Source organism: Anaerovirgula multivorans (genome assembly GCF_900188145.1).
Lineage (GTDB): Bacteria > Bacillota > Clostridia > Peptostreptococcales > Natronincolaceae > Anaerovirgula > Anaerovirgula multivorans.
The window spans coordinates 1-11,721 of the sequence record NZ_FZOJ01000026.1; the positions used below are offsets into that span (position 1 = coordinate 1).

12 protein-coding genes and 1 riboswitch are annotated in these 11,721 nt (G+C 33.5%); of the genes, 11 read left to right on the plus strand and 1 reads right to left on the minus strand.

Annotated features, from left to right (window positions below):
* The 10 genes from CHB72_RS19140 to CHB72_RS19185 form a co-directional block, all read left to right on the plus strand.
* A partial coding sequence (locus CHB72_RS19140; RefSeq protein WP_141131511.1) for an NADH-ubiquinone oxidoreductase-F iron-sulfur binding region domain-containing protein occupies positions 1-570 on the plus strand: 570 nt, incomplete at its 5' end.
* A gap of 190 nt (positions 571-760) precedes the next feature.
* Positions 761-1,552 carry a formate dehydrogenase accessory sulfurtransferase FdhD gene (gene fdhD, locus CHB72_RS19145; RefSeq protein ID WP_242975201.1) on the plus strand — a complete coding sequence of 264 codons (792 nt, stop codon included), beginning with the start codon at positions 761-763 and terminating at the stop codon, positions 1,550-1,552.
* Between the two features lie 35 nt (positions 1,553-1,587).
* Positions 1,588-1,707, plus strand: a riboswitch (molybdenum cofactor riboswitch).
* Between the two features lie 95 nt (positions 1,708-1,802).
* Entirely contained in the window at positions 1,803-2,765 is a 963-nt protein-coding gene (gene moaA, locus CHB72_RS19150; protein ID WP_089284483.1) for a GTP 3',8-cyclase MoaA, read from the plus strand.
* 6 nt (positions 2,766-2,771) lie between these two features.
* Positions 2,772-3,188 (plus strand): hypothetical protein, encoded by a 417-nt coding sequence (locus CHB72_RS19155; RefSeq protein ID WP_089284484.1) that lies wholly within the window; start codon positions 2,772-2,774, stop codon positions 3,186-3,188.
* A gap of 132 nt (positions 3,189-3,320) precedes the next feature.
* Positions 3,321-4,673 carry an ABC transporter substrate-binding protein gene (locus tag CHB72_RS19160; RefSeq protein ID WP_089284485.1) on the plus strand — a complete coding sequence of 451 codons (1,353 nt, stop codon included), beginning with the start codon at positions 3,321-3,323 and terminating at the stop codon, positions 4,671-4,673.
* Positions 4,674-4,778: 105 nt separating this feature from the next.
* Complete coding sequence (gene murB, locus CHB72_RS19165) at positions 4,779-5,693, plus strand: UDP-N-acetylmuramate dehydrogenase (protein ID WP_089284486.1); 915 nt, start codon at positions 4,779-4,781, stop codon at positions 5,691-5,693.
* A gap of 196 nt (positions 5,694-5,889) precedes the next feature.
* Positions 5,890-6,762 (plus strand): RNase adapter RapZ, encoded by an 873-nt coding sequence (gene rapZ, locus CHB72_RS19170; RefSeq protein ID WP_089284487.1) that lies wholly within the window; start codon positions 5,890-5,892, stop codon positions 6,760-6,762.
* A complete protein-coding gene (locus tag CHB72_RS19175) occupies positions 6,763-8,052 on the plus strand; it encodes a gluconeogenesis factor YvcK family protein (RefSeq protein WP_089284488.1) in 1,290 nt (429 codons plus the stop codon).
* A gap of 142 nt (positions 8,053-8,194) precedes the next feature.
* Entirely contained in the window at positions 8,195-9,577 is a 1,383-nt protein-coding gene (locus tag CHB72_RS19180) for a tryptophanase (RefSeq protein ID WP_089284489.1), read from the plus strand.
* Positions 9,578-9,969: 392 nt separating this feature from the next.
* The gene (locus CHB72_RS19185; protein ID WP_089284490.1) at positions 9,970-10,392 is read left to right on the plus strand and encodes an NUDIX hydrolase; all 423 of its coding nucleotides are present in this window, start codon (positions 9,970-9,972) and stop codon (positions 10,390-10,392) included.
* Between the two features lie 32 nt (positions 10,393-10,424).
* On the opposite strand, the gene CHB72_RS19190 is transcribed toward CHB72_RS19185, so the two are convergent.
* Positions 10,425-10,592, minus strand: a complete 168-nt coding sequence (locus CHB72_RS19190; protein ID WP_089284491.1) for a DUF1540 domain-containing protein — start codon at positions 10,590-10,592, stop codon at positions 10,425-10,427.
* 132 nt (positions 10,593-10,724) lie between these two features.
* Between CHB72_RS19190 and whiA the strand changes: the two genes are divergently transcribed.
* Positions 10,725-11,690 carry a DNA-binding protein WhiA gene (whiA, locus tag CHB72_RS19195; RefSeq protein WP_089284492.1) on the plus strand — a complete coding sequence of 322 codons (966 nt, stop codon included), beginning with the start codon at positions 10,725-10,727 and terminating at the stop codon, positions 11,688-11,690.
* Positions 11,691-11,721: the final 31 nt, after the last annotated feature.

Sequence of the window (11,721 nt, forward strand, 5' to 3'; positions counted from 1 at the left end):
GACACACCTATTGACTATGACAACCTAATAGCATTAGGCTCTATGATGGGTTCTGGTGGAATGATTGTTATGGATGAAGACAACTGTATGGTAGACATTGCTAGATTCTTCTTAGACTTTACTGTTGAAGAATCCTGTGGAAAATGTACTCCATGCCGTGAGGGTACAAAGAGAATGCTTGAGATGCTAGAAAAGATTACAGAAGGCAATGGTGAAGTAGAAGATTTAGAAAAACTTGAGAGATTAGCAAAAACCATTAAAGCAACTTCACTATGTGGATTAGGACAAACAGCACCAAATCCAGTGTTATCAACTTTGAGATATTTTAGAGATGAGTATGAGGCTCACGTAAATGATAAAAAGTGTCCAGCAGGTGTATGCCAAGCATTGTTAGAGTACAAGGTTATTGCTGACCTATGTAAGAAATGTGGAATTTGTGCTAAAAAATGCCCAGTTAACTGTATTAGTGGTGAGAAGGGGAAAGAAGTGTATGTTATTAATACAGAAGAATGTATTAAATGTGGGGCCTGTTTATCAGCTTGCCCATTTAAGGCCATTATTAAAGGTTAGTATAAACCTAATAATCGTATAATAAAGAAGGAGCCAAACTGCCAATAAAGTTGTTTGGCTCCTTTAGCATACTTTTATACAGTTAGACAGTAGACATTAAAAATGATATAAATATTTGCTCCCATTTCTATCATTCAACTATGTTATAATGAAGAATAAGATAATATTCCAAGGGGAAAGAAGGCAGAAAATGATGTTCTATACAGAAGAAATAACCATTAATAGGATCAATGATAGAAGACGCGAAACAATCGAAGATGCTGTTATTGTAGAATATCCGTTTACTATATTCTTAAATGAGAAAGAATTTATTACATTACTCTGTTCTCCTAAGGGGTTGGAATATTTATCGGTGGGTTTTTTAGTATCTGAAGGTGTTATTAAATCAAAGGAACAAATTAAAAAAATCTATATCGATGAAGAAAAAGGGCATGGATATATAGAATTGAAAAATGAGACCCTTTTAGTGGATAAGCTGTTCGGTAAAAGAACAGTTACAACAGGATGTGGGAAGGGAACGGTTTTTTATAATGTTTTAGATTCTCTAGGAGCACAATCTATTGAAAACAGTCTCGTTATATCAGCAGAGGAGATTTTAAAGCTATCTAATCAATTAAACGAAATGTCCTATCTTTTTAAAGAGACGGGAGGGGTGCATGCCTGTGGTCTATGTAACAAAAGAGAGATATTACTGTTTCATGAGGATGTAGGAAGACATAATGCATTAGATAAAATAATAGGAGAAGCTTTTTTAAAAGATATGAAACTAAATGACAAACTGCTAATTACAACAGGAAGAATTTCTTCTGAAATGATTATAAAGACTAGTAAGAGAAAGATACCTATGATTATTTCAAGGTCAGCCCCTACTAATTTGTCTGTAAATATCGCTAAAACCCTAAACATTACGCTTGTGGGATTTGCAAGAGGGAGAAGACTGAATATTTACAATGGTGAAAAAAATGTTTTAATTACCTCCTAAGAATGCTATAATAGAATATAAATAAATATATAGAGTATATAATATTTTCCGAGCTGCTTTCTCTAAGGATATTTGTCTAAGGGAATCAGCCTATGGGTATGAAGAGAAATTTTCATGCCTCCCGTATGTAGGAAAGGAAACCAACTATGAAATGATAATAGCTAGTCCTTTCCCAGGACTAGCTTTTTGTATATAGAAATACTACAGCATGTAGTAGAATGATATTAAGCTTGTAATAGGGAGTGATAGAATGAAGGATCAGTATAATAGAAGGATTAATTATATGAGAATATCTATTACAGATTTATGTAACTTGAGATGCCTTTATTGTATGCCAGAGGAAGGTGTTTGCAAAAAAAATCATGAGGAAATGCTGACTTTTGAAGAAATTACAAAGGTTGCGAAAATCGCTGCTGAACTAGGCATCGAAAAAATTAGAATCACTGGTGGAGAACCTCTAGTGAAAAAAGGGATTGTTGAATTCATAGGAAGTTTATCAAAGATAAATGGCATAAAAGATATAGCTATGACTACTAATGGTGTATTATTAAAGAAATATGCTAAAGATTTAATGGAAGCTGGATTAAAGCGAGTAAATATTAGTATAGATTCTTTGAGGCCAGAAAAGTATGCAGAGATTACTAGAGGTGGAAATGTGTATGATGTTTTAGATGGAATACAAGAAGCAATTAAATTGGGTATGGCTCCCGTAAAACTAAATATCGTTGTCATAGGTGGGTATAATGAAGATGAGGTTGTGGACTTTGCTAATCTTACAAAGGATGATGATGTTGAGATTAGATTTATTGAATTAATGCCGATAGGTCAAGCTGGAAGCTGGGCTAAGGAAAAATTTATTTCAAATGAAACAATAAAACAGAGAATAGGGAATTTGATACCTCTTCCACATCAACCTTCAAGTCCTGCAAAATATTATAAATTACCAAATGGAAAAGGGAAAATAGGATTTATTAATCCTATTAGCAGTCATTTTTGTGGAGAATGCAATCGGATTAGGATGACTAGTGATGGGAAGTTAAAACCATGTCTTCATAGTAATCAAGAAATAGATATTATAGATATAGTAAGAAACAATCTACCACAATTAAGAGAAGTTATGAAGCAGGCTATCCTAGCAAAGCCACAACAGCATTATTTATATACAGAAGGGTTTGAGCTAGGGCAAAGAAACATGTCAGAAATTGGAGGATAATGGGCTTTGGTAATAATAAAAGGAATTTATAGAAAAGACGTAGTAGGCAATTGGATAGAACACAAGGAAGTATTTTTGCAGTTGTCTAATGAAAGAAAGCCTAAGGATAATATAAGTATAATAACTTCTATGGGGTATCATAAATTGAGGAATGATGAGGTAAAGGGATTTTGTCATCAAAAATTTAAAGCAAATTTTATTATTGAGGGATTATGCACCTCAAAAATAACCTCGGGCTCTCTATTAACTGTAGGAGAGGCACTTGTAGAAGTAAGTACTATAGGAAAAACCTGTCACAAGGAGTGTCCAGTTTTAACTGGTAACAATAGCTGTGCTTTAGGGAAGTATATATTTTTTGCAAAAGTAATCCAATCAGGAAAAGTTAAATATCAGGATTTTGTTTCACCCTGTATAAGCGACTGACGCGAAATCAAAGATTTCGGTCATCTGCTTAAACTATAGAGTACAGATAATGTGCTCTTTTTTGTTTGTAGCTTCGCCCAAGTGAATAATGGATTATGGGATGGAATAAACATATTAATAGGGGGGATTCCTATGAAAAAAAGCAAGAAAAGAATGTTTGGTATTCTAATCTATATACTACTATTCCTTTTTATTATTGGAGGACCTTTTTATTTGTTAAAATTTCATCCAAAGGAGACGGATTATAATATGATAAGAAGTCAGCCAGAATGGACAGGTGTCATATCCTTTTGGGATTTTCCACGTTTAGATAAAAAAAGTGGTACGAACTTCCGATGGATCTATGAAAAAATTGAAGATTTTGAAAAGAAAAATCCTGGGGTGTACATAAACTTTCAGACATTAGATTGGGAAAAAGGGGTTATCAAATTAGATACCGCAATAAAGATGGGTAATGCTCCTGATATTGTACCTATTGGCAGTGATTATAGTATTTTAGGTCAGGAAATATTGGTTCCATTGAACCCCTATTTAACTTATGAAGAACTAGGAAGCTTTAGGGAAGGTGCTATAGAAGCAGTAACTTATAATCAACAAATATGGGCAATTCCCTGGATGATGACTACCTATCGTATGGTATTAAACTTAGATTTATTCTATGAGAGAGGGGTAGAACCTCCAAACGATGGAAACTGGAGTTATGAAGAGTTTGTGGAGAAACTACAACAATTGACTTATGACAGCAGGGGAAGAGGGCAAAAAGATCATTTTGGCTTTAATAGTTTTATACAATCAGGTTATTATAATATATGGGGGATTTTATTAAGTGATGGAGCAAAAATAATCGATGAAAACCTTCAATATGCTTTTCGTGATGAGAAGGCTTTAAAAGGGATTGAAAAAATTATTGACTTAAAACAAAAATATGGAGTAACACCTCCTGAGTTTGGAGAAAATACTTCAAATGCAGCATGGACCTCTTTCTATAGAGATAAAAAGGTTGCGGTATACCCTGTAGGTACTTGGGCATTAAATATACTTGATAATTTGCAAAATCAAGGGGAAGGCTTTGAATATACTATTGCAAATTATCCAACAGGAGAATTGGGTGTACCTATTTCAGTAAGCAGTGGCATTGGAGCTTATGGTGTTACGAAACAAGAGAATGAAAAAAAATTGGAGATGTGCATAGCTTTTGTAAAGTTTTTAGCTGATGAAGAATATCAAAAGGAATTAAATAGACTAGGGGTATTTCCTGTTAAGAAATCAGTTGGAAATATTTATGAAGGAGACGCTTTGATGACAATGATTTATAATGACTTGGATAAAACCATCATGATACCACCCCATCCCCATTGGAACGAAATTGATAAAATATTACAGAATGAAATTCGCATGGGAGTATTAGGGCAAAAAACTTCCCAAGAAGTACTAAAGGAAGCAGAAACGAAGATCAATATTTTCATGAATACGGTTAAAAAGTGATGCAATCAACAGAAATTGACCTGTTTATCAAAAAAGGATATACTTTAAATGAAGTTAGTTCGTAAACAATGAACTGTAAACATCATTAACTTAGGAGTGAAAAAATTGGATAAAAATAAATTGTACCATCAGTTTTTAAATGTCATGAAAAAGGAAGATGTTTTAGTGGATGAACCTATGAAAAACCATACATCCTTTAAAATAGGTGGACCAGCAGATATATTACTACTTCCTGGAAGTGTTGAAGAAGTTAAAAGGGCAATTGAAATATGTCATAGGGAAGAGGTACCTTATTTTGTAATGGGGAATGGATCTAATCTTTTAGTAAGAGATAAGGGCATGCGATGTGTTGTCATAAAAATTGCTGAAAATTTCAACAATGTAACTATAAATGGAAGAAATGTCGTAGCAGAAGCAGGAATTCTATTATCTACCTTGTCTAAAAGAATTGTAAAACAACATCTAAAGGGCTTTGAATTCGCTAGCGGCATACCGGGCACATTAGGAGGAGCCATCACTATGAATGCAGGAGCTTATGGTGGGGAAATGAAGGATGTGGTAAAAAATTGTAAAGTTTTAAATGAAGAAGGTAAAGTGTTAGATCTATCTTTAGCAGAACTAGAATTAGGTTATCGGACTAGTGTTGTCCAAATAAAAAATTATATCGTGCTGGAAGCAACAATAGAGTTAGAAGAAGGGAATTATGAAGAAATAAAAGCAATCATGGATGATTTAACTGAAAAAAGAACAACTAAACAGCCATTACACCTTCCAAGTGCGGGCAGTACCTTTAAGAGACCGCCTGGATACTTTGCTGGTAAGTTAATACAAGATGCAGACCTAAAGGGGGCAAGGGTTGGAGGCGCACAAGTTTCAGAGCTGCATTCAGGCTTTGTTGTAAATGTAGATCATGCTACAGCTGAAGACGTATTAAAGTTGATTGCTCTAGTACAAAAAACTGTACATGAAAAGTTTGGTGTTCAACTGGAGCCTGAGGTAAGGATTATAGGGGAAGCATAGTGGATATAGATATTTAGTTATAATCTTAATTTTGATATACACAGGTCTACGGTTTCGTCATTGACCGAAAAACATAGCCAAGGACTGTAAATGTAGCCCCTTAGTATATCAAAATTAAATTTAGTGGTGTATTTCTATTAAGGTTTAAAATGGGTTATTTATAAAGGATAAGTATACAAAAGAGGAGTAGGTTAGAATGAAATTTCTTATTATTACAGGAATGTCTGGAGCAGGGAAAAGTCAAGCAGTTAAATGTATGGAAGATCTGGGTTTTTATTGTTTAGATAATTTACCTCCCGTTCTAATTTCTAAATTTGTAGAGCTATGCAGACAATCTCATGGGGATATACAAAAGGTAGGACTAGTGATAGATATTCGCGGAGGTATGTTTTTTGATGACTTATTTGCCAGTCTAGATAGTATAACGGAGTTCGGTTATCAATATGAAATATTATTTTTGGATGCTAGTGACGGGGTTCTAATTAAACGATTTAAAGAAACTCGTAGAACTCATCCATTAGCTCCTAATGGAGGGATTGGAGATGGCATTAAAGAAGAAAGACAAAGACTACAAAAGTTGAAGGAAATGGCTACCAATATGATTGATACAACCAAAATGACTTCTGGTCAGCTGAAAGAAGAATTAAGAAACATTTATTTTGAAGGAAATAAAACTAACAATCTGATGATTCATATCACCTCATTTGGTTTTAAGCATGGTATTCCCTTAGATTCCGATCTAGTATTTGATGTCCGTTTTTTACCAAATCCCTATTACATAGAAGAACTAAGGGATTTTACGGGTAAAGATGTGAAAGTAAGGGATTTTGTTATGAATTCTCCTATCAGCATAGAATTTTCCAATAAACTCTATGAACTAGTAGATTTTTTAATTCCTCATTACATTAAAGAAGGAAAGAATCAGTTGGTAATTTCTATTGGATGCACTGGAGGAAGGCATCGTTCTGTTACGATAGCCTATGTTTTATATCATAAGCTGAAGGAGAAAGGATATCGTGCTATATTGAACCATAGAGATGATACATTGGGGGAAAGGAAAAGAGACTAAATGAAAACAATTCATTGGTTGAAACCAGGATTGCAAATCAAAAGATGGATAGCATTAGGATTGGTGGGGATGATCCTATTTGCTTTTTCTCTATCAGATTTTTTTATTGCTTTAGGAATTGAAATCAGCACTGGACCACTGTTTATTATAGGATTAATAGGCATTTTTTGTATTTATATTGCATTACATTATGGATTGACATCATTATTTAATAATATAAATGAAATGGGAGGAAGTTTAGACAAGCATATAATAAATAAAAAAATTTACGACAAAAAAATCCTAGCAAAAGGACCTAAAATTGTAGTTATTGGGGGAGGTACTGGCTTAGCCATACTATTAAGAGGCCTAAAGCGATTTACCACCAACATTACAGCTATTGTAACAGTTGCAGACGATGGTGGAGGCTCTGGTAAGTTAAGAGAAGATTTAGGCATGCTTCCACCAGGAGATATTCGGAATTGCATATTAGCTTTGGCAGAGATGGAACCAACAATGGAGGAGCTTTTACAATATCGTTTTTCAGAAGGTACTTTAAAGGGTCAAAGCTTTGGAAATTTATTTATTGCTTCTATGAATGGAATTAGTAGTAATTTTGAAGAAGCCATTAAAAAAATTAGTGAAGTATTGGCGGTGACGGGAAAAGTATATCCGGTTACTCTGGAGGATATTACCCTTTACGCAACCCTAAAAAACGGTATTGTGGTGAAGGGAGAATCCAATATACCTATAAAAAGTTTAGAGGAAAAAAGTCCTATAGATAAAGTGTTTATTAAACCTAAGGAACCAGAAGGACTAAAGGAAGCAACTGAAGCCATAGAAAATGCGGATATTGTGATATTAGGACCTGGAAGTCTCTACACCAGTATTATTCCTAATCTACTTGTAAAAAATATAGCTGAAGTCTTAGAAAAAAACACCACAAAGAAAGTGTATATTTCCAACATGATGACGCAACCAGGCGAAACAAATGATTATGCTGTCAGACACCATCTTGAGGCTATTTTAAAGCATTGTCCTAAATTAAATATAGATTATGTAATAGCAAATAACGGGGATATCGTGGATCATGCCTATAGTAAATATCAACAGGAGGGAGCTAATCTAGTAAACGTTACTGAAGAAGATCGAGAAAGCTTTAAAAATAAGAGGATTAAATTAATAGAAGAGAATTTAGTTGAGATCAAAAAAGACTATGTGAGACATGATGCTGTGAAATTATCAAAAATCATCGTAGACTTAGCAGATGGAAAGAAGAAACAGAAGTTTCTACAATTCAAAAAAAACTAGCATAATTAAAAAAAAATTGAATTTTTTATAGGTCTATAGAAGGAATTATAAAAAAAGTGTAGAAATAGTATTTGTACAAAAATTTTAATATATAAAAATTTTTAACAAAACTAATATTTCTAAAAGGAGGGCCTTGAAGGCTATGGCAATTAGAAAAGCTGAACCCTATAAAATTAAAATGGTAGAACCTATTCAACTGATTCCAAGAGAGGAAAGAGAAAGAAAAATCCAGGAAGCTGGTTATAATCAATTTGCTCTAAAAGCAGAGGATATTTATATTGATCTACTAACCGACAGCGGTACCGGAGCAATGAGTGATTATCAATGGGCTGGCATTATGTTAGGGGACGAATCCTATGCTGGAAGTAGAAACTACTATAATCTAGAAAAAAGTGTTCAAGATATTATTGGATACAAGTATTTTGTTCCAACCCATCAGGGAAGAGGGGCGGAAAACGTTTTATTTCCTATTATGATTAAGGAAAAGGGACAAAATGTTTTGAGCAACATGCATTTTGATACGACTAAAGCTCATGTTGAATTAAAAGGTGGGAGAGCCATCAACTTAGTTACAGAAAAGGCCTTTGATACAGAAACTGAGTATCCTTTTAAAGGAGATTTCGATTTGGAGAAGCTAGAAAGCTTCATCTTAGAAAATGGAGCAGAAAACTGTGCATTTGTCATAGTAACCATTACTTGCAATAGTGTAGGTGGGCAGCCAGTTTCAATGGAAAATATTAAGGGAGTAAAGAAAATAGCTGATAAGTATGGATTAAAGATAATATTTGATGCTGCAAGATTTGCAGAAAACGCCTACTTTATTAAGAAAAGAGAAGCGGGTTATGAAGACAAAGAAATTGTAGAGATCATAAGAGAAATGTTTAGCTATGGTGATGGTTTAACCATGAGTGCTAAAAAGGACGGTTTAGTGAATATGGGAGGAATGATTGCCATCAAAGAAGATGAAGAACTGTATACACAGGTTCGATCTATGGTGGTACCTATAGAAGGGTTTCCCACCTATGGGGGATTATCTGGAAGAGATATGGAGGCCTTAGCAAGAGGCTTAAGAGAAGTTGTAGAAGAGGACTATTTAGAAAGTAGAATTGGCCAAATTGAATACTTAGGTCAGAGGTTAATGGATGCTGGTATTCCTATACAAAAACCAGTGGGAGGGCATGCAGTATTTGTAGATTGCAAGAAGTTTTGTCCACAAATTCCATACCATCAATTCCCTGCCCAAGCAGTTTGTGTAGAGTTATATAAGGAAGCAGGCATAAGAGGGGTAGAAATTGGTTCTTTCCTATTAGGAAGAGATCCAGAAACAGGGGAACACCTTGAATCTCCAATGGAACTGTTGAGATTAACTATACCGAGACGGGTGTATACCTACAACCACATGGATGTAATAGCAGATGCTTTAATAGAAATTTGGAAAAGAAGAGAGACTTTAAAGGGCTTTGAGTTCATTTATGAGCCTCAAGTACTAAGACATTTTACAGCAAAACTAAAACCTGTTAAATAGTAGAATTTGACAAATCATTCTTTTAAAGGAGTGATTTGTCATTTTTATTGTAAAGCTTTTGCATTTAATAAGAGTTAAAGTCGTGTTTTGTAAAGGCACTTACCTATTATTTTTTATTCGTAAGTAAGTTATCTATAGTTGATGATTGAAATAAATAGTTGAATATGGTAATTTATTATTATAATAACTACACAAAATAATATAGATATATGCCGTTAGACTTAAATTTTAATATATATGGTTTAGGGTTTCGTCCTCAACGAAAAGACGTAGCCAAGGACTATAAATGTAACTTTTAGCATATTAAAATCCAGAGACGGATATCTATAGATAATAGACAAAATAGAAATTTTGCAAGTCAATAAGGAAGTATAGCTAAAGGAGTGGACGTTTTGAGAGAGGAAATAAGTGCCGGTGGTGTAGTGGTTTTTGGTAACGCTATACTACTGTTGAAAAAATATAATGGGGACTGGGTACTACCAAAAGGCAAGGTCGAATATCATGAAACCATTGAAGAGACTGCTGTTAGAGAAGTGTTTGAAGAGGCTGCTGTGAAGGTAGAGGTCTTGAAATATTTAGGAGAAATTCATTATACCTTTAAAAATAGTTGGGAAGATAATGATATGATTAATAAAACCGTTCACTGGTTTTTAATGCATTCTAGAACCATCAACTGTTTACCCTTAAAGGAAGAGGGTTTTATTGATGCGAAATTTATTCATATCAATAGATCAGTTGATTTAGCCAAATATGAAGATGAAAAAGAAATAATACAAAAGGCAATCAAAGAAATTAAAAAGACCTCACAATTGTAAACAGTGAGGTCTTATCCTTAGAAGGCTAAATACTAGTGAGGCATAAAGGTTGTACATAATGCTTCATCTGAAGAATCTGCTTTATCTCCGTTGCCTTTAGCATTAACCTCTAGCTTTGGTGCAAAACAATAATCTGTTTCATTAAATTTACAGTTATGAACATGGCACATCACTTCCATTACTGGATGTTGTTTTTTCATTCAATCCACCTCCATATTTATAATAAATTGCTTCTCTAATATTTTGCACATTTATTTGAAAAATATGATGACATATATTTTGGTAAATAATAAAAATAAAGAATTTAAAAAAACTTAAAGGGTTGTGGTAACATGTCTTTTTCAGCAAATACAAAATCAGAATTAGCAAGGATTTTTCCAGAAGAGCATTGTTGCAAGTTAGCGGAATTAGCAGCCTTAATAAGAATGAGTGGAACTTTACAACTAACAGGCTTAAAAAAATTTAATTTAAAAATTAGCACAGAAAACCCTTCAACTGCAAGAAAAATATTTAGACATATTAAAGACTTATTTCAAATTCATACAGAAGTCATGATTAGAAGAAATTCTCGATTAAAAAAGAACAATCATTATATGATGATGATTACTCATTCTATGGGAAGCGCCATTATTTTGGATAAGGTTGGAATTTTCAAGAACTATAATAATTCTTTTGACATTACCTATGAAATCCCTAAAGCTCTTATAACAAAACAGTGCTGTAAAAGAGCTTACTTAAGAGGCGCTTTTTTAGGTGGAGGATCCATTAGCGCTCCTGAAAAAACCTACCATTTAGAGTTTGTGACTAATAGTATGGAGCATAGTGAAGATTTGAAAAATTTAATTAATGAATATGATCTCAATGCAAAGATCGTAGAGAGAAAAGGAAGTTTTGTTGTATATATAAAAGAAGGAGACCAAGTGGTAGATATTTTAAATATTATTGGAGCACACAAGGCTTTATTAGACTTAGAAAATATTCGTATTTATAAACAAATGCGGAATGATATTAATAGAATTGTCAATTGTGAAACAGCTAATTTAAGCAAAACTGTTAATGCCTCTATTCGGCAAATAGAGAATATTGAATATATCAAAGACACTATTGGTATTAATGAATTACCTTTGAATTTAAGAGAAATTGCAGAACTTCGATTAAATTATCAAGATGCTAGTCTAAAAGAACTTGGACAAATGTTGCATCCTCCCATTGGAAAATCAGGTGTAAATCACCGCCTAAGAAAAATGGAAGAAATAGCAGAAAAAGTAAAATTAAGGGAAAAATGGAAAAGAGACTAGTGAAATAGTACTAAAATTTAGAAATCCTACT